Source organism: Streptomyces sp. TAA204, from assembly GCF_000424965.1.
In genome coordinates, this window is sequence record NZ_AUKW01000002.1 from 193500 (window position 1) to 218566 (window position 25067).

The window sequence follows — 25067 nt, forward strand, 5'->3', positions numbered from 1 at the left end:
CCATACCCCTCCGGGGGGCTGCTCCTACCGCAACATGAGTCGCCGTGAGGCGAGTTGGGGCTCCGGAGGGGAGGAGGAAGGGGTCCGGGCCGGCACGGTGACGGCACCTCGCCGGACGCGGGGGCACGGGGCACGGGGGCACGGGGAGTGCCCCGGACGCGGAGACGCAGCTCGCCGGACACGGAGAGCGTGCAGGGCACGCGGACGACACGGAGAGCGTGCAGGGCACGGGGGCGCCCCTGCCCGCGGAGCGCCCGCTATCCCACCGGTGCCCAGTCCGGCCTGCGGCCTCCCAGACCGACCGCGCGGTCCAGGAGCGGGGCGTCCTGCGGCACCTCCACCACGGGGCCGAAGATCTCGTCGCGCTGCCCGGGGTCGAGTGACTGCGAGAGCATCTCCACGGACGCGCGCAGCGCGTCGGGGTCCGCCTCGTAGAGCTGGCCCGTGGCGCGGGCCAGATCCCAGCCGTGCAGGACGAGTTCGTTCGCCACGACGAGACCGGCGACCTCACCGGGAAGCGTCACGCCGCCCGCCCGCGTCTCGCCCGTCCACGCCTCCTCGCTCCGCCAGCCGGCGGCGAGTTCGTCGAGCTGCCGGGGAAGCCGGGTGCGCCAGTCCCCGGGCAGCGGGGGCGCGGGGGCCCCGGGGTCGACGTCGGTGCTCGGGCCGAGGTCCTTGGCGGCCGCGTCCCGGAAGGCGGCCGTCAGGCCCACGAGGTGATTGACCAGATCACCCACCGTGTACGCCTCGCACGGCGTCGGGTCCCCGAGCCTGCTGTCGTCCACCCCGTCCAGCAGCTTCTTCACCCGGTCGGCCTGCGGGCCCAGATCGGTCATCGTCGGCACTTCGTCCACCTCGTCCTCTCGCTCGAAGCCCGGTCCTGCCGGTCGGCCGGGTCGCCAGTACGGACCGGCCGGGAGGGCGGAAGTCATCGCGCTCCACGAGGAACAACCGGAGCCCAGGGAGCGTTGTGGTGGCATCGGCAGAACGGGAGATTCTTCATGAGCGGCGTCGGCGGTCTCAAGCCGCTCGCCTTCGGCGGGGAGCCGTCGGGCGAGCGGCAGGCGCGTATCGAGCGGTCACCGAACTACGACACGGAGGCGGGCGCGTTCCGCAACCCCGTACCGGCGTCGACCGCCCCCCGGGCCACGCACGGCCGGGGAGAGATGCTGCGAGCCCTGCTGCGCCGCGAGGGCCGCAGGCCGGCGGGCGCGGTCCCGCTCGCGCGCCCGGACCTGACGTCGCCGCCCGCCTCCGGGCTGCGGCTGACGTGGCTCGGCCACTCCACGGTGCTCGCCGAGATCGACGGGAGGCGGGTGCTCTTCGACCCGGTCTGGGGGAACCGCTGCTCACCGTTCTCGTTCATCGGGCCGCGCCGTCTGCATCCGGTGCCCGTACCGCTGTCGGCTCTCGGCCCGCTCGATGCCGTAGTCGTCTCACACGACCACTACGACCACCTCGACCTGCCCACCATCCGGGAACTGGCCAGGAGCGAGGTCCGTTTCGCGGTGCCCCTGGGCGTGGGCGCACACCTGGAGCGGTGGGGGGTGGCCTCCGAGCGGGTGGCCGAACTCGACTGGCACGAGACGGCGCAGATCGCCGGGCTCTCCCTGACGGCCACCCCGGCCCGCCACTTCTGCGGTCGCGGCCTGCGCAACAAGCAGCACACGCTGTGGGCCTCATGGACGGTCAGCGGCCCCGAACACCGCGTCTTCCACAGCGGCGACACCGGCTACTTCCCGGGCTTCGCCGACGTGGGCGCGCAGTACGGCCCGTTCGACGCGACGATGATCCAGATCGGGGCCTACAGCGAGTTCTGGCCCGACATCCACATGACTCCCGAGGAGGGGCTGCGTGCCCACCTCGACCTGACCGGCACGGGCGGCGCGCTGCTTCCGATCCACTGGGGCACCTTCAACCTGGCGCCGCACCCGTGGGCGGAGCCCGGGGAGCGGACACTGGCTGCCGCGGCGGCCGCGGGCGTACGGGCAGCGGTCCCGGTGCCGGGCGGCTCCTTCGAACCGTCCGCGCCGGATCTGCCCCGCACTCCCTGGTGGCGTGAGCCCGGCGCCGCCGCAGAGGCCGCACGGGGAGACGGGCCGGATACGGCGCAGGAGAAGGCCCCCGGGACGCTGAACCTCGACCGGACCTGACAGCCGCGGGCGGAGGTGACGCAGGAGACGGACCGGCGGCACCTCCCGGCGCCGTGCGGTCCGGCGCCGTGCGGTCCGGCGCCGTGCGGTCCGGCGCCGTGCGGTCCGGCGCCGTGCGGTCCGGCGCCGTGCGGTCCGGCGAAGGCGTCCGCGGCCCGGGACGCACCGCTCAGGTGCCGCGGACTCTCCCGCGCCCGGGAGCGGTGCAGCTCTCAGGAGACGGTGATCTCCTCGAGCATGCCCAGCAGGAGGGACCGGGTCCTGCTGCCGGGCAGGGCCTCGGTGACCAGACGGTCGATGACCTTCCGGTAGTGCTCGACCTCTTCGGCCTCGGCCGGGTAGGTGGCACCGATGAGCTGCTCCAGGTAGACCACGTCGGGCAGTTCACGCTCCGGCAGCCGCAGGACCGTGACCGGGCCGCCCGCCGCCGCGTGCCCTCCCGCCTCGAACGGCATCACATGCACGGTGACGTGCGGCAGGTCACAGAGGGCGATGAGGTGCTCCAGCTGGCCGCGCATCGTCCCGGGGCCGCCGACCGGGCGCCGGAGCGCGGCCTCGTCGATCACGGCCCACACGTGCGGCGGCCGGCTGCTGTGGAGGAACCGCTGGCGCTCCATGCGCAGTTCGAGGCGGCGCAGGATCTCCTCCTGCGGTGCGTCGGGGTGTCCGAGTGCGATCACGGCACGGGCGTACTCGCGCGTCTGCAGCAGGCCGGGCACGAACTGGACCTCGTAGCTGCGGATGACGCCCGCGGCCTGTTCCAGCCCGAGGTAGGTGTGGAACCAGTCGGGCACCACATCCTGATAGGCCTGCCACCAGCCGGGCAGCGTGGTCTGCGCGGCCAGTTCCAGCAACGTGGCGCGTTCGGTCTCGTCGGTGACGTTGTAGATGGTCAGCAGGTCCCGCACGTCCCGCTGGGGGAAGCCGCGGCGTCCGCGCTCCAGCTCGGCGATGACCACGTCCGAGGTCTTCAGGGCCTCCCCGGCGTCGCCGCGGGAGAGGAAGTTCGCCTCCCGCAGCTTGCGCAGCCGTTCGCCCAGAACCAGCCTGGGCACCGCGGGCCCACCGGGACGGTCCGGAATCCGGCGGTCGGGCGGGCCACCCGGTACCTCAGTGATACGCATGCTCAAGCTCCCCGTGCAGTGACCGTTCAGGTCTCGCCACAGTGAAACGTCTCCACTCCGGTCCGCTCCCCCACGCGTCGCGCGGGGGCCACGTTGCCACGACACTGCTCGTCCTCATTCCCGCACATGCCCCTGTCCAGTCCCCGCCACCCCGTTGACCGAAGCGGAACCGTTGCGCATGGTGCACAAGAGACGGAATGTACGCGTGTGGCGCCGACCGGCCAATGCCGGGGGGCCGAAAATGTTTCATCACCGGGAGCCACCGCGCAAGCTGCCCCATTCCAGGCCGTATTACGCTCGTATCCGTCCCCGCAGGCCACGGCGTCCGTCCGATTCCGTCCCGATGTCAGGAGCGCGCATGCGCACACCCGGCGCACCGGCGCAGAACTGGGCGGGCAACACCGTCTTCGGCGCCCCTCGCGTCCACCGGCCGCGCTCCGTCGAGGAGTTGCAGCACATCGTCGCCTCCACGCGCCGGGTGCGGGCGCTGGGCAGCGGACACTCGTTCAACCGCGTCGCCGACACCACAGGTGATCTTGTGCTGCTGGACGGGCTGCCGCGCCTGGTGGAACTGGACGCGGACAGCGGCACGGTGACGGTCGGCGCCGGCATGCGCTACGGAGAGGTGGCCGGCGAACTGCATGCGGCAGGTGCCGCTTTGGCCAACATGGCCTCGCTGCCGCACATTTCGGTCGCGGGCTGCTGCGCCACCGCCACGCACGGGTCCGGGGACGGGGAGAAGTGTCTGGCGGCCGCCGTCACCGCACTCGAACTCGTCGGCCCTGACGGCCGGGTCACCCGGCTGAGCAGGCAAAGCGACCCGGAGAGCTTCCCCGGCGCGGTCGTCGCCCTGGGTGCGCTCGGCATCGTCACCCGGCTCACTCTCCGCGTGGAGCCCACCTTCGAAGTCTCCCAGCACGTCTACACCGGCGTCCCGCTGGCGGAGGTCGCCGCCTCCTTCGACGAGATCTTCGGATCCGCCTACAGCGTCAGCGCCTTCACCGACTACCGGGACGGCACGGCGCGGGTGTGGGTCAAGCACCGTACGGCTGAGCGGGACGGCGTGCGGCGGTCGTCGAGGTGGAAGGGTGAGAACCCGGCCGAGGACGCGCACCACCCCATCCCCGGCATCCCTCCCACGCACTGCACGCAGCAGATGGGTGTCCCCGGACCGTGGCACGAGCGACTCCCGCATTTCCGGCCGGATTTCACGCCCAGCAACGGCCGGGAACTGCAGTCGGAGCTTCTGCTGCCGCGCGAGGCGGCTCCGGAGGCGCTGGCCGCCCTCCGCGAGGTCGGCCGGCGCGTGGCTCCCGTCCTGCAGATCTCCGAGGTGCGTACCGTCGCGGCGGACGACCTGTGGCTGTCTCCCGCCTGCGGACGGGACTGCGTGGCCTTCCACTTCACCTGGGCCGAGGACACCGCGGCGGTGCTGCCCGCCATCGCCGCGGTCGAGGAGCGGCTGCTGCCGCTGGGGGCGCGGCCGCACTGGGGCAAGCTCACCACGATGCCGCCGGAACGGATCGCTCCGCTCTACGGACGCGCCGACGATTTCCGGGAGCTGGTGCTCGCACACGACCCGCGGGGCACGTTCGCCAACCCCTTCGTGGACCAGGTCTTCGCGCCCGGCTACGCGCGCTGATCCTCCCGTGCGGAGGTACCGGAGCCCATGAACGGCGGTGGGGCCGGGCACCCGGGAGGTGTCATGGATTCCCAGCGCTCCCTGGAGGCGGTCGCATGTCACCTCTTCAACGTTCAGCCGGTGCCCGGAGGCGGCCGCCGTGGTGGATCTCGCTCCCCCTGGCACTCGTCGTGCTTCTTCTGCTCGTGCTGCTCGCGGGAGCGCTGAAGCTGCTGCCGGAGGCCCACAACCCCTTCGGCACGGAGACCAAGGACCGCACGGGGCCGGTGCTGCTCAAGTCGATCCAGGACATGAGCCGCTACGAGGCCGCCTCCGGCAGCTTCCAGGTGGTCGTGGATCTGGACAAGGACGCGAAGTTCCTGCCGGACGCGGTGCGCGGCAAGCGCACGCTCTTCGTGGGCAAGGGCAGCGTCGGGGCCTACGTGGATCTGGGGAACGTCGGCGAGGAAGCCGTCGAGGTCAGCCGCGACCGCAAGACCGCGACGGTGAAGCTGCCGCACGCCCGGCTGGAGAAGCCCGCACTGGACGCGGAGCGTTCGTATGCCGTCTCGAAGGAGCGCGGTCTGCTCGACAGGCTCGGCGACGTCTTCTCCGACAACCCCAACGACGAACGTGAGGTGCACCAGCTCGCCGTCCGCCACATCGGTGGCGCCGCCGAGAAGAGCGACCTGACGGAGCGCGCGGAGAAGAACACCAGGAGCATGATGCGGGAGTTGCTGGGTTCGCTCGGCTACGAGAAGGTCTCCGTCCAGTTCACGGACGGCAAGGGGAAGAACTGAGGACCACGGCACGCAAGGGGCGGCGCCTCCCCCACCGGGGAGGCGCCGCCCTCATGAGGCGGGCCGGGTTCACCCGCGGCCGCGGGCGCCGTCCGTGGTGTCCGCCCTGGCTCCGCGCTGCCACCAGTGGCGGCGGCGGGGGTGCACGGCACGGCCGAGCCGGCGTCCGATGATGAGGTAACCGAGCATGGCGCCCGTGGAGTTGAGGATGACGTCGTCGATGTCGAAGGCACGGCCGGTGATCAGCGCGCCCTGCACAAGTTCCACCAGCAGCATGACGAGCGCCGTCGCCAGGATCACGCGCACCAGCCCCCGGGTGCGCGGCGCGAGCACCGGCAGCAGCGCGCCGAAGGGCATGCCGAGCACGATGTTCCCGCCCAGTTGCTTCACGGTGTCACGGATGGCGGGCTGGGACAGGTACTGGTTGATGGAGTCGCCCGGCTGCAGATTGTTGTGCGTGAGCGACTCGGACGCGGCGGAGGGGCCCAGCGTCAGCTTGGACAGGACGACGGCGAAGCCGACCATCGCGACGAACGCGACGAGCAGGAGCAGCACCCGCGCCGCCAGCGGCCACCGGTGCTTGTTCAGTTCGTCGTGAGCCGCCGTCCGTGACTTCGCGGACGCAGCGGGCTTCGCCGCCTGCTTGGGCGTCTTCTTCGCGGCCGTGCCGCCGGGCCTGTACCAGGGCTTTCTGTTCCCGGCCTTCGCCGCCGTTCCCGCCTTTCCCGCTGTCTTCTTCTGCGTGGGTTTCGATGCCGCCCCCGTCTTCGCGGCCGGTTTCGACGTCGACTTCGCGGAAGTCCTCGCAGGTGCCTTCTTCGTGGTCTTCCCGGGTGTCACTTTCGCTGCCTTCTGTCCGTTCATCCCTTTCGCCGTGCCCTTTGCCTTTCTGCTCATGCCACTCAGGAAATCGTTCATGCGCCAGCACCCCCGGGGGGCCTCGGGACTGTCTGGCCAGCAGTTACCCCCGGCTGGTCGAAGCATGCGCGGGCACCTTCGGGCACCGCACGCCCCGTTGCCCGCCCGCGGCCGGGGGACGGGGAACGGCGCGGCTCACGGCTTGCGCGCGACGCCGCCGTAGACGGGGAACTCCGCGTCGGTGACGTCCGCGTGCGGGTCCTGGGCCTCCGGCCGCCACCGGTGGGCGACGACGACGCCGGGATCGACCGGTTCCAGGCCCTCGAAGAAGCGGCTGACCTCGCAGCTGGAGCGGATCTGCCCCTCGGCCACCGTCGACTGGTACGCCTCGGCGACGCGCGTGAGCAGATCCGGGTCGAAGTCCGCCGTGGCGTGCGAGAGGACGAGGTAGCTGCCCGGGGGCAGGGCGTCCATGAAGCGTCCGACGATCTCGTACGCCCCGCGTTCGTCGGTGATGAAGTGCAGCAGCGCGATGAGCGAGAGAGCGACCGGACGTTCCAGGTCCAGGGTCTCGCGCAGTTCGGGCGAGCCGAGGATGCTGTCCGGATCGGTGAAGTCGGCGCGGAGGCAGGCCGTACGCCCCTCCGGCGTGCCGCTGAGCAACTCCTGCGCGTGCCGCAGCACGACCGGGTCGTTGTCGGCGTAGAGGACCCGGGTCTCCGGCGCGATTGCCTGCGCGACCTGGTGCAGGTTGGGCTCGGTCGGAATGCCCGAGCCGATGTCCAGGAACTGCCGTACGCCGGCCTCGCGCACCAGCCAGCGCGTCGCGCGGTGCATGAAGCCGCGGTTGAGCCGGGCGCCGAGGACCACGCCGGGCCACACCCGCACGACCTCCTCGGCAGCGGCGGCGTCCACCGCGTAGTTGTTGCTGCCGTTCAGCCAGTAGTCGTAGACGCGGGCCGGATGGGGTCTGCCGGTGTCGATCTCGTCGTCCGTCACTGCTGCCTCTCCCGCCTCTCCACGCGCCGGTCGTGGCGACACACTGTCTCACCGATCGCGGACACCGAGCAGTCCCGATCCGGCCGGAAGCGGGCCGTTCGCGTCGCCGCCGCCGTCCCCGGCGCCGTCGTGGCCGTCAACTCATCGCGTCCACACCGGTCAGGGCCCTGCCGATGATCAGTTTCTGCACCTGGCTGGTGCCCTCGTAGAGGGTGAGCACCCGGGCGTCACGCAGGTACTTGCCGGCCGGGTACTCGTCGATGAAGCCGTAACCTCCGAAGACCTGGAGGCAGTTGTTGGAAACCCGCACCGCGGTCTCGCTCGCGTGGTACTTCGCGACGGAGGCGTCCGTCGCGTACTGCTTGGGCGAGGCGCCCGCGTCGGCCATGCACGCCACCTGGCGGGTCAGCAGCCGGGACGCCCGCAGGTCCACCTCCGAGTCGGCGAGCAGCTCCTGAACCAGCTGGAAGGAGGCGATGGACCTGCCGAACTGCTCGCGCTGCGCGGCGTGCCCGAGAGCGGCGTCCAGCGCGGCCTGAGCGAGGCCGACCGCGCCCGCGGCCACCGAGATGCGGCCCCGGGAGAGCGCGCCGAGTGCGATGCCCAGTCCCCGGTCGCGCTCGCCGAGACGGGCGGAGTCCGGCACGCGTACGCCCTCGAAGGCGAGTTCGGCGGTGGCCTGGCCGCGCAGTCCGAGCTTGCCGTGGATCTCGGTGGCCGTCAGCCCGGGTGCGTCGGTGGGGACCAGGAACGCGGTGATGCCGGTCTCGCTCGTACGGGCGAAGGTGAGGGCGACGTCTGCGACGGTGCCGTTCGTGATGAACATCTTGCTGCCGTCGATGATCCAGTCGCCGCCGTCCCGCGTGGCCCGCGTACTGAGGGAAGCCGCGTCGGACCCGGTGCCGGGCTCGGTCAGGGCGAAGCAGCCCAGCGCCCGGCCGCTGACCAACCGCGGTATCCACTCCCGGCGTTGCCCGTCACTGCCGTGCGCCGCGATGGTCTTGGTCACCAGGCCGAGCGAGACGGAGACCATGCCCCGCACCGCGGAGTCGCCCCGTCCGAGCTCCTCGGTGACCAGCACGTACGAGAGCATGTCGGCCTCCACGCCGCCCCACTCCTCCGGGACGGTGAGGCCCAGGAAGCCCAACTCGCCCAGCCGTTGCGCGATCTCGGGGGCGACCCGCTCGGCGCGGTCCCACTCGCGGGCGTGCGGCACGATCTCCGCGTCGACGAAGTCCGCGGCCATGGCCCGGATGTCGCGCTGCGTCTCGGTGAGGCCGAAGTCCCTCGGGTTCAGGGCCGGTGTGTTCATGGGCGCCTCTCCTGCGGGGTGTCCGGTGCCGTCAGCGGCAGGCCCAGCTGCGCCCGCTCGGTGACCCAGCGGGTGGGCCGGTGGCGGGGGTCGCCGGTGGTCTCGTGCAGGGCACGCTGGAGCGCCAGCATCCGTGCGGCGCCGATGCTCTCGCCCCACGCGAGAGGTCCGTGCGGGTAGCCCAGACCTGCCGTGACCGCGAGGTCGATGTCCGCGGGTTCCGCGATGTGCCGTTCGGCGACGGACGCGGCGACCGAGACGACGGAGGAGAGCAGACGCTGGGCCACCGACCCCGCGGTGTCCCGTACGACGGTCACCTGTGCGGGAGCGGGATGGCCGGCGGCGGAAGCGGGCGCCGGCGCGGCGGCCAGGACGGCCGCCGCGTCCCGTACGGCTTCCGGAGCCGTGGCCGGGGTGAAGGCGAGCACGCGCCGCCCGGTGGACAGGGAGAGCGGGTCGACGCCGAGAGTGGAGGCCGGCGGCAGACCGTGTGCGGCGACCGCGGCGGCCGCCGTGGTGCCCCAGGTGGGGACGAACACCAGGCCGCCGGGGGCCTGTTCGGCAGCGGGGCCGCCGCCCAGTACGCGGCGCAGCATCTCGGCGTCCCTGCCCTCCCCCACGACGGTGACGCTGCGGGAGGCGTCGCCGCCTCCCGGTGCGGGGGTGGGAGCGGCGGCATCGTCGGGTGCGTCGGGGCCGTAGGGGTAGAAGCCGCGTCCGCTCTTACGGCCCAGGAGCCCCGCGGCGACACGGTTGGCGGTGAGATACGAGGGCCGCAGCCGCTCCGAGTGGTGGAAGCCGCGCCAGATGGTGTCGATGACGGAGGCGGTGACGTCGAGTCCGGTGAGATCCATCAGTTCGAAGGGGCCCATGCGCAGGCCGAGCACGTCACGTGCGACGGCGTCGAGGTCGGCGGGGACGGCGACGCACTCCTCCAGCAGCGCCAGCGCCTCGGTGACCAGTCCGCGTCCCGCGTGGTTGACGAGGAAGCCGGGGGTGTCGGCGACCGTGACCGCGCGGTGTCCGCAGCTCTCGACGAAGGCGGTGAGGGCTGCGGGGATGCCCTCGCGGGTGGCGGCACCGGGCACGACCTCGACGATCTTCATCAGGGGCACCGGATTGAAGAAGTGCAGCCCCGCCAGGCGGCCGGGGTCGGGAAGCCGTGCGGCGATCTGAGTGACCGGGAGCGAGGAGGTGTTGGTGGCGAAGACGGTCCGCTCCGGCAGCACCTTCGCCAGCTCGGTGAAGAGCGCGGCCTTCGTCTCCAGGTCCTCGCGCACCGCCTCGATGACGAGCTCCGGCGCCTGCTCGTCCTCCCCCGCGCCGGAGCGGGGTGCCGCGCAGGGGTCCTGAAGCGGCACCAGACGTCCCAGGGCCGCCTCGGCCTCGCTCCGGGTCATCCGGCCCTTGTGCGCCGCCCGTTCGAGCATCCCGCGGACGAAGGCGACCGCCTCGGTGACCGACTCCGGGCGGGCGTCGGCGAGTTCGACGGTGTGGCCCGCGGTGGCCGCCCACTGGGCGATGCCGCGGCCCATGACTCCGGACCCGACGATCCTGATGCGCATGTTCCCTCCAGCTCTCTTCGGCCCGCGGGCGCTCCCGTGTCAGCGCAGATAGACGCGGTCGGGGTCCACATCCTCGCGCAGCAGGGCCAGTTCGGCGGCTGTGGGCTCCTCGATGACGGTCAGGTCGTCGGCGGTGCGCAGGTCCCAGCCGGTGGCGGAGCGCACGTCCTCCTCCGTGACACCGGGGCGGAGCGCCGTCAGCCGCAGCTCCTCGCCGACGCCCTCACGGGCGAGGATGCCCAGCTCGGTGATGACGCGGGTGACTCCGGCGCCCAGTGGCCGGATGCCGTCGGCCAGCGCACGGTCGGGGCCGGGCGAGGTGCAGAAGTCGAGCTTCTCGGTGAAGGAGCGCGGGTCGTGGCGGCGCATCACCACGAACACCTCGCGGGAGTTGGCCATCACCTCGTTGGCCCCGCCCGAACCGGGCAGCCGCGCCTTGGGGTGGTGCCAGTCGCCGATGACGGAGGAGTTCAGGTTGCCCCACTTGTCGATCTGCGCGGCGCCGAGGAAGCCGACGTCGATGTGGCCGCCCTGGAGCACGGAACCGAAGAGCGCGGGCATCGCCAGCACCGCTTCGGCGCCGGTGATGAGTACGGCGTCGGCGATGGTCTCCGGCAGGTGCGAGGGGTGCGCCCCGCACACCCCCGACTCGTAGACGATCTCCAGTCCGGGCGCGACGGTGAGGTGGGCGAGCGAGGCGGCCAGGGTGGGCAGTCCGATCCCCGCGAACACCGTGCGCCTCCCGGCCAGTTCACGGGAGGCGACGACGGAGAGCAGTTCGGAGGAGGTCACGGTCTCGGTGGTCATGTGCGGCTCACTTCCGTGTGCGGCGGGTCGGGACGCGGCAAGCGGCGGGGCTGTCGGGGGTCTCGGTCCTGGAGTCCCAGTCCGGGAGCCCCGGCCCGGGGGTCACAGTCGCCGCCCGTAGTCGACGGGCAGGCTCATCGCCTCACCGACCGCGAGCGCGTCCCAGTGGTCGCGGCCGAGCTTGTCGACGTACTCGGCGTGGTCGCGGGTGCCGTACACCCACTCCGCGAGCCAGGCCGTCAGCCGCTCCTTGTCCCTGCTGACCGCGGACCAGGAGCGGTAGAAGGCGTTGTCGCGGTCGTAGTAGCCCTGCGCGAAGGAGGGGTGCGCCCCGCGGGGGCAGACCACGACGGCGTCCACGGCGTGGGCGGGGATGAGGGTGCGGTTCGGGTCGGAGCGTACGACCTCGTCCGCCACGACCTCCTCCACGACGACGACGGCCTTGCGGGCGGCGTAGACGGCCTCGGCCTGCACGCCCGTCAGGCCCCAGATCTGGGTGTTGCCCGCACGGTCGGCGCGCTGGGCGTGCACGATCGTCACGTCAGGGTTCACGGGCGGGACGACGTAGATCTGCTCGGGTTCGCCGTCCGGTCCCGGGTAGGGCGAAGTCACTTTGCGCAGCGCGGTGTTGACCTGCGGCAGATCACTGCCGCCGTAGCTGCGCAGCGGGTAGAAGGGCAGCCGCTGTGCGCCCGCGAGGTAGCGGCAGATCATCCCGTAGTGGCTGTACTCCTCGAAGACGAGCGGTTCGGGCTCCGCGCTCTCCACACGGCGGCGCAGCTCACCGAGGGAGCCGGCGGAGGAGTTGCCGACGAAGGAGGAGACCAGCTTCGTGACGCAGCCGGCCGCGAGCATCTGGTCGACGACGATGTCGGCGGTCATCCGCACCACGGTCAGGTCGCGGCGGCCCTGGCGGATGATCTCGTGCCCCGCTGCGGTGGGTATCAGATGTGTGAAGCCTTCGAGGGCGAGGGTGTCGCCGTCCCGTACGAAGGCGGCGACGGCTTCCCGCATGGTCATGGTCTTGTCGGGCGCGGTCCTGTCCGGTGCCGGCTTCTCCGGTGCGGTCGCCTGCGTCGTCCTGCGGTCCGTCGCGCTCTCCACGTCAGTCTCCTCGGCACGGGGCATGCGGGGTCCGCTCCACGCTCCCACCACCCATTGATTGGCGTCCAATACCGAATTAAGGTCAGTTTGAGACGCGAAACAGATAACTGGCCGGCTGGGGCTCCCGTGGAACTGCGCTACCTCAACTCCTTCGTCGCCGTCGCCGAGGAACTGCACTTCGGCCGCGCCGCCAGGCGGCTGCAGATGGCCCAGCCGCCGCTGAGCCAGCAGATCAGGCAGCTGGAGAAGGAGCTGGGCGTGCAGCTCTTCGAACGCAGCACCCGTTCGGTGCGTCTGACCAGCGCAGGCGAGGCGTTCCTGGGGCCCGTCCGTACGGTCCTGGAGGACCTGGACATCGCCACACGCGTCGCGAAGGCCGCCGGACGCGGCGAGTACGGACGGGTCAGCGTCGGGTTCGCCGGCGCCTCCAGCCATGCGAGCCTGCCCCGCCTCACGCGCGCCGTCCGGGCCGCCCACCCCGGCATCGAGCTGGTCATGCGCGGCCAGACCTACGCCAACCGCGCCCTGGCGCGCGTCGCGGACGGCACCTTGGACCTGGGCTTCGTACGGCTTCCGGTCACCCAGCCCGGCGTCGGGCACAGGGTCATCGCCCAGGAGGAACTGGTCTGCGCGCTGCCCTCCGACCACCGGCTGGCGCGGCGGGAGCAGATCGACGTCGCCGATCTGGCCGACGAGCCGTTCGTCAGCTTCCCCGCGCGCACCGGGTCCAGCCTGCGGGACGAGACGGTCCGCACGTGCGAGGCCGCCGGGCACAACCCCCGGATCGTGCAGGAGGCACCGGACTCGTACACGATTCTGGCGCTGGTCGCGATGGGCGTCGGGGTCACCCTCACGCTCACCTCGTGCATGCACATCCAGCAGACGGGCCTGGTCTACCGTCCGCTCGCCGGGCCGCCGGTGGTGCTGCGGGCGGCGCTGGCCTGGCGTACGGACAACCCCTCGGCGGCGCTGGGCAGCGTGCTGGACGTGGCCGCTGAGGCACTGCCGACTCCTGCGGGCGCTGATTAGGTGCGGTGGCGTATCAGTCCAAGGCGAATCAGATATTGGACCTGAATAGTGCGCGGTGGAATGGTCGGACGGGACCGGGAGGCGTGACCCGGCCAGGCGGCCGGGCGCCTCGCGGGCACGCCCGCCCGCGGCGGGCAGCAGACCGTCCGCGTCCAGCCGACCAGCCCGTGAGCCCGTAAGCCCGTAAGCCCGTAAGCCCGTAAGCCAGCCAGGGAGAGGCCGTAGCCCATGTCAGCTCAGCACGATGTCGTCGTCTGCCTGCCGCTGCGCACCCCGATCGGGGGATTCGGCGGCGCCCTGTCCGGGCAGCGTCCCGCCGCGCTCGCGGCACACGTCATCTCGGAGATCGTCGCGCGTGCGGGCATCGACGGCGCCCGGATCGACGAGGTCGTTCTCGGGCACGCCTACCCCACGTCCGAGGCGCCCGCGATCGGCCGTGTCGCCGCGATGGACGCAGGGCTCCCCGACTCGGTGACGGGCGTCCAGATCGACCGGCGCTGCGGCTCCGGACTCCAGGCGGTGCTGGACGCCGCGATGCAGATACGGGCGGGTTTCAGCGAGGTCGTCGTAGCGGGCGGGGTCGAGGTGATGAGCGCCGCGCCCTACTACACGCACGAGGGGCGGTGGGGCATCAAGGGTCCGGGCCTCCAGTTGCACGACGCGCTCGCCCGCGGGCGGGTCACCGCCGGCGGCGAGAACCACCCGGTGCCCGGGGGCATGATCGAGACGGCCGAGAACCTGCGCCGCGAGTACGGCATCACCCGCGCCGAGCAGGACGGACTGGCACTGCGGTCGCAGCAGCGGGCCGCACACGCGATGGAGCAGGGCTGGTTCGCCCAGGAGATCGCGCCGGTCACCGTCCGCGGCCGCAGGGGCGAGAGCGTCGTCGAAGTGGACGAGCACCCGCGGCCGGAGACCACGGCGGAGCAACTCGCCGCACTGCGCCCGGTGATGGGCAGGGCCGACCCGGAGGCCACGGTCACCGCGGGCAACGCCAGCGGCCAGAACGACGCGGCCGCCGCCTGCCTGGTCACCACCGCCGGCACAGCCGAACGGCTCGGCCTCACACCCCTGGTGCGGCTGGTCTCCTTCGCCCGTACCGGGGTTGCCGCGAAGACGATGGGCATCGGCCCCGTACGGGCGACCGGCACTGCCCTGGAGCGCGCCGGTCTCTCGCTGGCCGACATGGACCTCATCGAGCTGAACGAGGCGTTCGCCGCTCAGGTCCTGGCCTGCACACGGGAGTTGGGTCTGACGGAGACGGACCACGAGCAGCGCGTCAACACCTGCGGTTCCGGCATCTCGCTGGGGCACCCCGTGGGCGCCACCGGGGCGCGCATCCTGACGACGCTGACGCATCACATGCACCGGACCGGCGCGCGCTACGGGCTGGAGACGATGTGCATCGGCGGCGGGCAGGGGCTCGCGGCCGTCTTCGAACGCGTCACCGGCTGAGAGGCCGCCGGGCACCCCGCGGGCGGGGCACAGGGCTCTCCGGGGGGGGCGTGCCGCGAGGCGCGTCCGACAGAGAGAACCGTAACGGAACGAGGGGTCCGGCAGCCGTGGGACGGCTGGCGGACCCCTCACCGGCTGTGCCGGCGAACGCGCGGGAGGTCTCAGTTCTGCGCGGAGCGTCGCTTGCGGGAGACCACGACCAGGCCGGCGCCCGCGGCGAGAACGACACCGGCGGCACCGGCGATCATCGGGGTGGCGCTGGAGGCACCGGTCTCGGCGAGGTCGTCGCTGCCGCCCTCGGGCTTCGGTGCGGTGCTGGGCTCCTCGGCGGGGGGCGCCGGAGCCTCGCTGCTGGACTCGCTGGGCGAGGGGGCGGGGGAGCTCTCGCTGGGCGTGGGTGTGGGCGTGGGCGTGTCCTCACACACGGGCGACATCTTCTTCTCGTCGCGCGAGTGCTGTTCGCCGTCACCGGCCTTCACCACGAGACGGACCTCGAGCGGGGAGGAGTGCTCGGGCAGGTCCAGCTTCTTGTTGAACGCCTTGCCGAACTTCTCCAGCGGCAGGACGGTCTTGTCACCGGCCTTGATGACGACGGTGTTCTCGACACCCGCGTTGTAGTTGGTCAGGTTGACCGACACCGAGGAGCAGTCGACCTCCCAGCCCGGCGTGTGGGCGGAGGCGGGGGCGGCGACGAATATCCCGGTGCCGACGAGAGCGGCTACGCCCGTGGCGAGCGCGGCGGAGCGGTATCTCTGGCGAGTAGCGGTCATGATCTCCCTCTGATGGTGAAGAAGCTGTGTGCGAAGCGGATGTCGTGCAAGGACAGCACGGTACTCCTCGGTCCACCGCTCACCGTCCCCACCCCCCATTCCGGCAACAGGCGCTGCGAAAGGGGCAGTTCAGACATGACCGTGAGCGGTGTTCCCTTCCCCCGTGCGGTCCGGTGGCTGCCCGCCCGGTCACCGCTGGAACCCGCTGACCCTACCGCCTCAGAAGCAACGGCGTCGCAAACTCACGGACATTGAGTGCTCTCGACCACGAACACGGACGAGCGAGTACCTGTTTTTCATGGCGCGCCACTGCGCCGGGCCGGCAGAGGGGCCGGCCCACCACCCAGGGGAGGTCAGTGAGTTGAGCCATCGACGCAAGGACAAGAAACGGGCCTATGTGATAGCGGGCGCAGGCACCGCGGCACTGGCCACGGCTGCCATCCTCCTCCCGTACGCCAACGCGGGCCAGGAGCAGCAGCCCCGCCCCGGGCCCACGACGGCCAAGGCCGCAGCTGTGATGGGCTCGGAACTGGCGGACGAGAACGGCGACAGCACGGCGGGCTGGTTCCTCGACGGCAAGTCCAAGAACCGCCTCGTGATGAACGTGCTCGACGAGGAGACCGCGGAGCGGGTCGAGCAGCGCGGCGCGACGGCCAGAATCGTCGAGAACTCCAAGGCCGAGCTGAAGAAGGTCAGCGACACCCTCGCCGGCGACGCCTCCGTCCCCGGCACTGCCTGGTCGGTGGACCCCCGTACCAACCAGGTCGTCGTACTCGCTGACCGCACGGTCGACAGCCAGGGCTGGGACAACCTCAACGAGACCGCCGCGGGCATGGACGAGAAGATGACCGTCAAGCGGTCGAGCGGCGAGTTCAAGCCCTTCACCGGAGACCACTCCGGCGGCATGAACGACGACGGCGCGGGCCAGAACGCGGGCGGCGCCGGACAGAACGCCGGAGGGGCCGGACAGAACGCTGGCGGAGCGGGCCAGAACGCCGGCGGCGCCGGCGAAGACGCGGGTGGTGCCGGCGACGACGCGGGCGGCGCCGGGGACGGCGGAGCGGGCGGAGACGCCGCCGAAGGCGTGCTCGGCGGCGACGCCATCTTCGCCGCGGGCACCCGCTGCTCCCTCGGGTTCAACGTGGAGGTCGACGGCGCACCCGCCTTCCTGACCGCGGGCCACTGCGGAAACGCGGCCGAGAGCTGGACGTCCGACGAGGCCGGAGCGGAAGCCCTCGGCACCGTCGCCGACTCGCAGTTCCCCGAGAGCGACTTCGCCCTCCTCGGCTACGACGACGCGGCGGCCCAGCCCACAAGCGCCGTGAACCTCGACCCGCTGGGCCAGGGCCAGGGCGGCACGCAGGAGATCACCGGTGCGGCCGAGGCCGCGGTGGGCATGGAGGTGCAGCGCAGCGGCAGCACGACCGGCCTGTCCGAGGGCACCGTCACCGGCCTTGACGCCACGGTGAACTACGGCGGCGGCGACATCGTCAACGGGCTCATCCAGACCGACGTGTGCGCCGAACCGGGCGACAGCGGCGGCGCGATGTTCTCCCAGGACCAGGCCGTCGGCCTCACCTCGGGCGGCAGCGGCGACTGCACCCAGGGCGGCGAGACCTTCTTCCAGCCGGTGACCACGGCGCTGGAGGCCACCGGTGCCACCATCGGTGAGGGCGGCGCCGGCGAGGCGGAGCAGCAGCAACAGCAGTGACGGGCAGGGGAGCCACGCGGGTGTGGTTCCCCGAGCGTGGCGCGTGACGCAGGACCCGGCGGGGAGCCGGGTCCTGCGTGCGTGTGACGCCCGTACGTGCGGCGGGGCTACGGGCGTCAGCCGCCCACGGAGAATCCGGGACTGGTGCCGGAGATGGCTTTCGGGTCGCCCGCCAGCGGCTTCGCGTCCCCTTCGTAGCGGACGCGGTACTCCCCGGCAGCCGTCCCGTCGGGGATGTCCCAGGTGACGGTGACCTTCGAGGCGGCGATGCCGTAGCGCTCCCACCGGAAGGTGGTCGAGAAGTCGCCGTCGTCGGCGACGGTGCGCCACTGGCCGTCCTGCCGCCGTTCCACACGCAGGTATGTTCCGCCACGGTGCAGCACGTTGCCGGGGTGGGCCCCCGCGAAGACGACCGTGACCCGCTCCCCCGCCCGGTAGTTGGCGCGCGGCGCGGTCAGCACGTCGCCGAACTCGTGCGACAGCGGCGGCGCGTCCACCACGATCGGCGGCTGCAGCGAGAGCGCCTTGCCGGAGATGTCCGGAGCCACGGGGCCGATCGGCAGGCTCTCGCCGTCGCGCATCGCCCTCGCCAGCCGCGCCGCCGTCTGCTGCAGCGCGGGCAGTTGCCAGCGGCCGAAGAGGGTGCTGCCGCCCTCGTACTGCTGGGAGTCGTACTCCTCGGGCGTGGTCAGGTAGTGGAAGTAGGAGTTGGCGTAGCCGGCGACGAGGACGTCGCGCACCTCCGCCCCGACCGTCTCGGCGACCGTGCGCCGCAGTCGCAGGCCGGCGCCGATCGTCACCTCACCCGGCACGCCGATGAGATACAGCTGTCCGATGCGCAGCAGCTGCACGGGCACCCGCTCCTGGACCCAGGGATATATGCGGTTCATCTCGCCGACCGGGGCGAAGATCCCCTTCGGCGCCTGTGCCTCGCGCAGTTCGGGCGACGCCTCGTAGATGACGGAGTCCGAGACGGCGTCCCAGAAGGGGTTCTCGCCCTCGTCGAAGCCGGGGAAGGCGGGACCGTCCTCGAGGCTTCCGGCCGCCATGGACGCGCCGATCGCGGGCTTGGACGTCTTGTGCGCCCGGCCGTCACCGGTGTACTCCGCCTCCACGGTCACATCGGAGAGGTCTATGTAGACCAGCCGGGCGTCGACGCCACCGGTCATCCTCTGCCCGCGCTGGTCGAGCTGGCGTGCGGCGGCCTCGTACTGGCGCAGGCCGTTGGCGCGGGTGTTGTCGAAGTCCGCGGGGGTTGTGGGCGGTTGCAGGTCCAGGTTCGGGGACATGTCGCCGGCGTTGGTCTGTGCGAAGGCGGAGACGAAGCCGGGCGCGGTGTCGCCGAGGTGGTCGACCCCTTCGACCTCGTGCTCCCAGTGGTGGGCGGCATAGCCCTTGTTGTCCGAGCTGATGAGCTTGTTCTCCCCGGACATGCTGGTGCAGTGCGTGGCGAACCAGTTGACCGCGCCGTCGGTGCGTCCGCCGCGTGCGATGCGCAGCAGCGAGGTCTGCGGGTCGACGGCGTCGGGGAAGTGGCTGCGTACGTCCGAGGGGTTGCGCTCGAAGGCCTCACGGGACCTGTTGGCGCTGGCGCCCTTCAACTCGGCGTGCGTCAGGGTGAGTTCGGCGGGGGCGACGTCGGCGTGCGCACGGTCGACGGCTTCGACGATGCCGTCGGTCAGGGCCTGGAAGGTCTTCTTGTGGAAGCCCAGCGTGGTGACGTTGTAGAGCAGGTGGTGCGAGGAGCCGCCCGGGCCGCAGTGGGTGTGGGTGGCGGTGATCATGACGTTGCGGTGCGTGTAGAGGTCGCCGTACTTCTCGGAGAGCCTGCTCAGCACCGCCTGGTGCCCGCTCTCGAAGATCATGGCGGTGTCGGCGACAACCAGCAGGACACGCTGGTCAGTGGACTTGTCGGCGAAGACGAAGGCGCGGGCGCGCAGCCGCGTGTGCAGTCCCTGCGCCTGCTGGTCGACGCGTCCGTAGCCCATCATTCCGACTTCGGCGATCTCGCCCGTGGCGTCCGCGACGCCCCGCCCCGCGAGATAGGGCTCCTCCGCGGCGGCCTTCGCGGCGCTGCCCGGCTGGGCTGCCAGGGCGGCCCCGGAGCCGGCGACGGTGCCGGCGAGGCCCAGGCCCGCCGCCGCGGTGCCGGCGCGCAGCACCGTGCGGCGGCTCGTACGTGGGTCTTCGGGCGGGGTCTCCTCGGGCTCGGCGGGCGGCGGCATGTGGGGGTGGGTGCCACTCACGGGTGCTCCTCGGTAGGGCTACTTCCCGGTAATGACCGGAAGCATCTCAGCCCTCACCGTCCGCCACAATGCGCCGGAGGGGATTGCTCACGAACCGCTCACGTCGAGCGCAGCGCCGCCAGTTGCTCCTCGAAGGGGACCACCTCAGCCGGGTCCAGGCCGTCGCGCTCGGGCGGTGAACTTCCCGCTGCGCGTGGGCGGTCGGCCAGCATGTGGGCCAACTCGCCCGCGGCCCGCCCGATCCGCGAGGCCAGATCGCCGCCGACGTCCTCGCCGCCGCCCCAGTCCTCGGGCGCCGCGAAGACCGCGGTGGGTACGGTCGCCGCCCGCAGATGTGCGAAGAGCGGGCGCATGGCGTGTTCGAGGGCGAGCGAATGCCGCGCCGTACCCCCGGTCGCCGCGAGCAGCACCGGCTTGCCGATGAGCGCGGTGGGCTCCAGCACATCGAAGAAGGACTTGAACAGCCCGCTGTAGGAGGCGGTGAAGACGGGGGTCACCGCGATGAGGCCGTCCGCCCCGGCGACGGCGCGCAGGGCTCCGCCGAGTGCGGTGCCGGGAAAGCCGGTGACCATGTTGTGGGCGATGTCGGTGGCCAGGTCCCGCAGTTCGATGACCTCCACGCTCACCGGCGATCCCGCCCGGCCGCCGGGCATCTCGCGGGTGACCGCGTCCGCCAGCCGGTCGGCCAGCATCCGTGTCGAGGACGGCCGGCCGAGTCCGGCCGACACCGCCACAAGCTTCACAGGCTCCATCTCTCCCTGCCTCTCGTCTTCTCTCTGCCCGGTGGCACTGTTCTGCGCGCGATCATCCCCGCCCCGTGTGCGCAGCCTCGACCCCCGTGCGGAGCAAGGGATTTCAGCGCTCAGCCCGCGGTCCGCCGCGCGGAACCGGAAGCCACGGCGCCCTCCCCGTCCCCGCCGTCCCCGCTCCCGCCCCCGGCCGCCTCCGCGTCACGGCGTGCGACGAGCGAGGCGTGCGTGGGCGCGCCGGGCACCTCCGCCGGACGTCCTGCGGCGAACTCGCGGCGCAGGACGGGCACGACCTCCTCACCGAGCATGTCCAGCTGCTCCAGCACCGTCTTCAGCGGCAGCCCGGCGTGGTCCATCAGGAACAGCTGGCGCTGGTAGTCGCCGAAGGACTCGCGGAAGGTGAGGGTCTTGTCGATGACCTCCTGCGGGCTGCCGACGGTCAGCGGTGTCTGCTCGGTGAACTCCTCCAGCGAGGGGCCGTGGCCGTAGACGGGGGCGTTGTCGAAGTAGGGGCGGAACTCCCGTACGGCGTCCTGGGAGTTCCTGCGCATGAACACCTGGCCGCCGAGGCCGACGATCGCCTGCTCGGGTGTGCCGTGCCCGTAGTGCGCGAACCGGTCGCGGTACAGCCGGATCAGCCGCATGAAGTGGTCACGCGGCCAGAAGATGTTGTTGGCGAAGAAGCCGTCACCGTAGTAGGCGGCCTGCTCGGCGATCTCCGGACTGCGGATGGAGCCGTGCCAGACGAACGGCGGCACCCCGTCCAGCGGACGCGGCGTCGCGGTGAAGCTCTGCAGCGGCGTGCGGAACCGGCCCTCCCAGTCGACCACGTCCTTGCGCCACAGCTCGTGCAGCAGTGCGTAGTTCTCGATCGCCAGCGGGATGCCCTGCCGGATGTCCTGCCCGAACCAGGGGTAGACCGGGCCGGTGTTGCCCCGCCCCATCATCAGGTCGACCCGTCCGTCGGCCAGGTGCTGGAGCATCGCGAAGTCCTCGGCGATCTTGACCGGGTCGTTGGTGGTGATGAGGGTCGTCGAGGTGGACAGCACGAGACGCTCCGTGCGGGCGGCGATGTGTCCGAGCATGGTCGTCGGCGAGGACGGCACGAAGGGCGGGTTGTGGTGCTCGCCGGTGGCGAAGACATCGAGACCGACCTCCTCGGCCTTGAGCGCGATCGCGACCATCGACTTGATCCGCTCGTGCTCGGTCGGCGTCCGGCCGGTGGTGGGATCGGTCGTGACATCCCCGACTGTGAAGATCCCGAACTGCACGGCTCTCACCCTCCCAAAATTAGTTCACTCTTGAACTACACGCGGGAACAGTCTCCCATGCCTGCCTATTCCATGGTGCGCGCGGCCGGGCGAGCCCCGGCGCGGGCGGCAGGACGCACACGCACGGCGGCGCCGCCGGAGACGGACTCCGGCGGCGCCGCGGTGGCAGTGGGAAGGGGAACCGGGACGAGAGAGCAGAAACGGTGGACGCGGAAGGACGGAAGGGCAGACGAGCGGACGGCTCCCGCCCCCGGGCGGGCCGGGGCGCCCTCCCCGCGCGTGCCGCGGCCGGACGGCCGGGCCCACCGGGCCGACCTGGCCGGCCCGGCCGGACACCGCCCGGCTAGCCGTTGATGTTCACGTCCACGCAGGCGTAGAAGGCGTTTGCCGTGTCGGCGATGTTCCACACGGCGAGCACCTTCTGCTGGCCGCTCAGGCCGCCGAAGTCGACCTGGTGCGTGACGGTCTCCCCGGGCTGCGCACCGCCGTCGTCGAACTCCGCGATCTTGGAGCCGCCGACGAAGTACTGCCAGGTGCTGGTCGAGTGCCGTGCGGTCAGCTTCCATTTGAAGCTCTGCGAACTGCCGACAGGGGTGACCGTCCAGCCCTTGCTGTCGTCGTCGAGCTCGGAGAACTGCTCGTTGCCGCCGCTGCAGCTCGTCAGCCCCTTGGGCCCTTCGACGCTCTGCGGCTCCCACTTGATGGGACCGCAGTCGACAACTCCGGCAGCGCACTGCGCCTGCCTGCTCGGCGGGGAATCGATGTAGCCGTGCGCACTGGCCGGGCTGGCCGGCAGCGTGAGGACCAACAACGGTGCGACCCCCGCCCCGATACCCGCGGCGAGCTTCTTCTTGAAGTCCATGCCAACTCCTTCACGGTCGGCCGCCGGCAAGGTGGGGAGGGGGTCTCGGCACGTGTGCGCCGCACACCCGCAGGACGGCTCAGCTGAACGCGGAGGGAACGCGAAGACGTGCTCCACCAGCGGCGAGACCAGCCGTCCGCGAAGAGGCCGACGACTGCGAGCTGGGGGACCCGTTTTCACGCTCGCCATTAGTCTAGACTTTAGCGATTGTCGGGCCTCGGTCAAGAGTGGGTGACGAACGCCCACGGCACGGCCGGGAGGAAGGCGGCGGCAGACGGTCGCGGCAGACAGTCACAGAGGCCGGGAACACAGAAGCCGCGCCACCGGTTTACGCCGCGCGGCACGGTGGGAACGCGGTCCCCGACTCCCGGCGTCCCCCGTCGGGCCCAACGCGGACCCGCCCGCGGTCCGAGACCGTTCTCGACATGCAGGAGAGCACATGAGCACCACCGAGCTCACCAAGGACAACTTCAACGATGTCGTCGCGGACGACGGCTTCGTACTGATCGACTTCTGGGCGAGCTGGTGCGGTCCCTGCCGGCAGTTCGCGCCCGTATACGAAGCCGCCGCCGAGCGTCACTCCGATCTGACCTTCGCCAAGGTGGACACGGAGGCGGAGCAGGAACTCGCCGCGGCCTTCGAGATCCAGTCGATCCCCACACTGATGATCGTGCGGGACCGGATCGTGGTCTTCGCACAGCCCGGAGCGCTGCCCGAAGCGGCCCTGGAGGACCTGATCGGCCAGGCCCGGGGCCTGGACATGGACGAGGTGCGTCAGTCCGCAGAGGAATCCGGGCCCGCGCCGTCCGACGCCCCGGAGGAGCCGCCCTCGCGCTGAGCCCGCGCTCTCCGGGAGACGACACAGCCGGCCGCCACGGCCGCCGCCGCGAGGGTCACCGCCGTCATCCAGGGCCGGTCGAGCCGGTGCCCCAGCAGGTGGTCGAGGGAGAAGCGGCCCGGACCGCTCACCGCGAGCGCCGACCCGGCCAGACCCAGATACGCCGGGTACTCCAGGCCGCCCTTCTCGTTGAAGAACCCGGCAGGAACGTGCAGCGACGCGGCGCCCGCCATGGCGGCGGCCACCGCGGCGCCCGCACCCGGGGTGCCCAGGCCCAGGGCGAGCAGCGTCCCCCCTCCGGCCTCACCGAGTCCGGAGGCGAGAGCGTGGGGGCGTCCGGGACGGAAGCCGATCTGTTCCATGGTCCGGCCCGTCCCCTCGGGCCCGGCGCCGCCGAACCAGCCGAAGAGCTTCTGCGCACCGTGTGCGAAGAGAACGCCGCCGGTACCCAGGCGCAGGGCGAGCAGTCCGAGGTCGCCCCGGACGCCGTGGCGGTGGCTGTGACCGTGGCGACGGCCGTGGCCGTGGCTGTGGCCGTGGTGGTGCCGGTGACTGTGGCGATGGCTGTGGCGTCCTCGGTGGCACATCAGATGACCCATGACAACGCGGTCCCTTCTCGTTCGGCGTCGGCTGTCTTCGTCTCCCGGGCTGCGCGGCGGAGCTCCGCAGCCCCTTCGCCCCGTCTCACCGTTCCCCGGGGGTCTCGGTGAGCATCCGGGACAGGTCGTAGCTGACGGGCTCCTCAAGCTGGGCGTAGGTGCACTCGTGCGGGTCACGGTCGCTGCGCCACCTGCGGAACTGCGTCGTGTGCCGGAAGCGGTCGCCCTCCATGTGGTCGTATGCCACCTCGCACACCCGCTCCGGCCGCAGCGGGACCCACGAGAGGTCCTTGGTCCCGCTCCACCGGCTCGGCGCCCCCGGCATACGGCTCTCGGCGTGCGCGTCCTCGCTCTGCCACCTCGCCCAGGGGTGCCCCTCTCCCGTGCTCGTCCTCAGCGGCTCCAGTTCGGCCATCAGCTCCCGGCGGCGGCTCATGGTGAAGGACGCGCACACCCCCACGTGCTGAAGAGTGCCGGAGTCGTCGTAGAGGCCCAGCAGCAGCGAGCCGACTCCCTCGCCGCTCTTGTGCGGGCGCAGGCCCGCCAGCACGCAGTCGGCGGTCCGCTCGTGCTTGATCTTGACCATCAGCCGCTCGTCCGGCCTGTAGGGAAGCGTCAGCCGCTTGGCCACGACCCCGTCCAGCCCGGCGCCCTCGAACTGGTCGAACCACCGCCGCGCCACATCGACGTCCCGCGTGGCGGGAGCGGTGAAGACCGGGTCCCGCGCCTCGCTCAGTGCCTGGACGAGCCTCTCGCGCCGCTCGCTGAGCGGGGTGTTCAGCAGCGACTCGTCGTCCAGGGCGAGCACGTCGAAGGCGACGAAGCTGGCGGGGATCTGCTCGGCGAGCAGCCGCACGCGTGAGTCGGCGGGGTGGATGCGCTGCTGGAGGGAGTCGAAGTCAAGCCTGCCCTCGCGGGCGACGACGATCTCGCCGTCCACGACACAGCGCGCGGGCAGGTTCGCGCGCAGCGCCGTGACCAGTTCGGGGAAGTAGCGCCTCAGCGACTTCCCGGTACGGCTGCCGATCTCGACCTCCTCGCCGTCGCGGAAGACGATGGCGCGGAAGCCGTCCCACTTGGCCTCGTACTGCATGCCGTCCGGGATCCTCGCCGCGAGCTTGGCGAGCATGGGCTTCACGGGCGGCATCACCGGCAGGTCCATGCAGCCGATTGTCGGTCGTCGGGGCGCCGTGC

22 protein-coding genes are annotated in these 25067 nt (G+C 71.8%); 7 read left to right on the plus strand and 15 right to left on the minus strand.

The window, feature by feature from the left end; translation table 11 throughout:
* Positions 1 to 257: 257 nt before the first annotated feature.
* On the minus strand, positions 258 to 836 hold the full coding sequence (locus H343_RS0103630; RefSeq protein WP_037902470.1) for a TIGR03086 family metal-binding protein: 579 nt from the start codon (positions 834 to 836) through the stop codon (positions 258 to 260).
* Between the two features lie 165 nt (positions 837 to 1001).
* Here H343_RS0103630 and H343_RS28750 point away from each other — a divergent pair, with 165 nt between their 5' ends.
* Positions 1002 to 2153, plus strand: a complete 1152-nt coding sequence (locus H343_RS28750) for an MBL fold metallo-hydrolase (RefSeq protein WP_078504986.1) — start codon at positions 1002 to 1004, stop codon at positions 2151 to 2153.
* Between the two features lie 212 nt (positions 2154 to 2365).
* Here the strand turns inward: H343_RS28750 and H343_RS0103640 are convergent, their stop codons facing one another.
* Entirely contained in the window at positions 2366 to 3277 is a 912-nt protein-coding gene (locus H343_RS0103640) for a Scr1 family TA system antitoxin-like transcriptional regulator (protein WP_051264560.1), read from the minus strand.
* A 358-nt stretch (positions 3278 to 3635) separates the two neighbouring features.
* Between H343_RS0103640 and H343_RS0103645 the strand changes: the two genes are divergently transcribed.
* The gene (locus tag H343_RS0103645) at positions 3636 to 4919 is read left to right on the plus strand and encodes an FAD-binding protein (RefSeq protein WP_028430017.1); all 1284 of its coding nucleotides are present in this window, start codon (positions 3636 to 3638) and stop codon (positions 4917 to 4919) included.
* Positions 4920 to 5014: 95 nt separating this feature from the next.
* A complete protein-coding gene (locus tag H343_RS0103650; RefSeq protein ID WP_028430018.1) occupies positions 5015 to 5698 on the plus strand; it encodes a DUF4230 domain-containing protein in 684 nt (227 codons plus the stop codon).
* Between the two features lie 69 nt (positions 5699 to 5767).
* On the opposite strand, the gene H343_RS28755 is transcribed toward H343_RS0103650, so the two are convergent.
* The 6 genes from H343_RS28755 to H343_RS0103680 all read right to left on the minus strand — a co-directional run bounded on the left by H343_RS28755 (position 5768) and on the right by H343_RS0103680 (position 12259).
* On the minus strand, positions 5768 to 6223 hold the full coding sequence (locus H343_RS28755) for a VanZ family protein (protein WP_199778874.1): 456 nt from the start codon (positions 6221 to 6223) through the stop codon (positions 5768 to 5770).
* A 528-nt stretch (positions 6224 to 6751) separates the two neighbouring features.
* A complete protein-coding gene (locus H343_RS0103660) occupies positions 6752 to 7555 on the minus strand; it encodes an SAM-dependent methyltransferase (RefSeq protein ID WP_028430019.1) in 804 nt (267 codons plus the stop codon).
* 136 nt (positions 7556 to 7691) lie between these two features.
* Complete coding sequence (locus H343_RS0103665; RefSeq protein ID WP_037902279.1) at positions 7692 to 8867, minus strand: acyl-CoA dehydrogenase family protein; 1176 nt, start codon at positions 8865 to 8867, stop codon at positions 7692 to 7694.
* Positions 8864 to 10432 carry a 3-hydroxyacyl-CoA dehydrogenase NAD-binding domain-containing protein gene (locus H343_RS0103670; protein WP_028430021.1) on the minus strand — a complete coding sequence of 523 codons (1569 nt, stop codon included), beginning with the start codon at positions 10430 to 10432 and terminating at the stop codon, positions 8864 to 8866. The genes H343_RS0103665 and H343_RS0103670 overlap by 4 nt, the downstream gene beginning before the upstream one ends.
* A 39-nt stretch (positions 10433 to 10471) precedes the next feature.
* Positions 10472 to 11239 (minus strand): 3-oxoadipate--succinyl-CoA transferase, encoded by a 768-nt coding sequence (locus tag H343_RS0103675; RefSeq protein ID WP_028430022.1) that lies wholly within the window; start codon positions 11237 to 11239, stop codon positions 10472 to 10474.
* Between the two features lie 102 nt (positions 11240 to 11341).
* Complete coding sequence (locus tag H343_RS0103680; protein WP_028430023.1) at positions 11342 to 12259, minus strand: CoA transferase subunit A; 918 nt, start codon at positions 12257 to 12259, stop codon at positions 11342 to 11344.
* A gap of 210 nt (positions 12260 to 12469) precedes the next feature.
* Here H343_RS0103680 and H343_RS0103685 point away from each other — a divergent pair, with 210 nt between their 5' ends.
* Positions 12470 to 13372 carry a LysR family transcriptional regulator gene (locus tag H343_RS0103685; RefSeq protein ID WP_028430024.1) on the plus strand — a complete coding sequence of 301 codons (903 nt, stop codon included), beginning with the start codon at positions 12470 to 12472 and terminating at the stop codon, positions 13370 to 13372.
* A 228-nt stretch (positions 13373 to 13600) separates the two neighbouring features.
* Positions 13601 to 14827, plus strand: coding sequence for an acetyl-CoA C-acetyltransferase (locus tag H343_RS0103690; RefSeq protein ID WP_028430025.1), 1227 nt, complete (start codon positions 13601 to 13603; stop codon positions 14825 to 14827).
* Positions 14828 to 14988: 161 nt separating this feature from the next.
* On the opposite strand, the gene H343_RS0103695 is transcribed toward H343_RS0103690, so the two are convergent.
* On the minus strand, positions 14989 to 15597 hold the full coding sequence (locus H343_RS0103695) for an LAETG motif-containing sortase-dependent surface protein (protein ID WP_028430026.1): 609 nt from the start codon (positions 15595 to 15597) through the stop codon (positions 14989 to 14991).
* A gap of 361 nt (positions 15598 to 15958) precedes the next feature.
* Here H343_RS0103695 and H343_RS0103700 point away from each other — a divergent pair, with 361 nt between their 5' ends.
* A complete protein-coding gene (locus tag H343_RS0103700) occupies positions 15959 to 17308 on the plus strand; it encodes an alpha-lytic protease prodomain-containing protein (protein ID WP_028430027.1) in 1350 nt (449 codons plus the stop codon).
* A 116-nt stretch (positions 17309 to 17424) separates the two neighbouring features.
* Here the strand turns inward: H343_RS0103700 and H343_RS28765 are convergent, their stop codons facing one another.
* From H343_RS28765 to H343_RS0103720, 4 genes are all read right to left on the minus strand, one after another.
* Positions 17425 to 19554, minus strand: coding sequence for a neutral/alkaline ceramidase (locus H343_RS28765; RefSeq protein WP_486586773.1), 2130 nt, complete (start codon positions 19552 to 19554; stop codon positions 17425 to 17427).
* Positions 19555 to 19652: 98 nt separating this feature from the next.
* Entirely contained in the window at positions 19653 to 20306 is a 654-nt protein-coding gene (locus tag H343_RS0103710) for an FMN reductase (RefSeq protein ID WP_028430028.1), read from the minus strand.
* A gap of 110 nt (positions 20307 to 20416) precedes the next feature.
* Complete coding sequence (locus tag H343_RS28770; protein ID WP_051264563.1) at positions 20417 to 21574, minus strand: LLM class flavin-dependent oxidoreductase; 1158 nt, start codon at positions 21572 to 21574, stop codon at positions 20417 to 20419.
* A 343-nt stretch (positions 21575 to 21917) separates the two neighbouring features.
* On the minus strand, positions 21918 to 22436 hold the full coding sequence (locus H343_RS0103720) for a lytic polysaccharide monooxygenase (RefSeq protein WP_028430029.1): 519 nt from the start codon (positions 22434 to 22436) through the stop codon (positions 21918 to 21920).
* Positions 22437 to 22875: 439 nt separating this feature from the next.
* Here H343_RS0103720 and trxA point away from each other — a divergent pair, with 439 nt between their 5' ends.
* Positions 22876 to 23274, plus strand: coding sequence for a thioredoxin (trxA, locus tag H343_RS0103725; protein WP_028430030.1), 399 nt, complete (start codon positions 22876 to 22878; stop codon positions 23272 to 23274).
* Here trxA and H343_RS28775 read toward each other — a convergent pair.
* Together H343_RS28775 and H343_RS0103735 are read right to left on the minus strand one after the other, a co-directional pair.
* Positions 23211 to 23873: a DoxX family protein gene (locus H343_RS28775; protein WP_486586774.1), complete on the minus strand. Its 663-nt coding sequence runs from the start codon at positions 23871 to 23873 to the stop codon at positions 23211 to 23213. The genes trxA and H343_RS28775 overlap by 64 nt on opposite strands.
* An 85-nt stretch (positions 23874 to 23958) precedes the next feature.
* A complete protein-coding gene (locus H343_RS0103735) occupies positions 23959 to 25035 on the minus strand; it encodes an ATP-dependent DNA ligase (protein WP_028430031.1) in 1077 nt (358 codons plus the stop codon).
* Between the last annotated feature and the right edge of the window lie 32 nt (positions 25036 to 25067).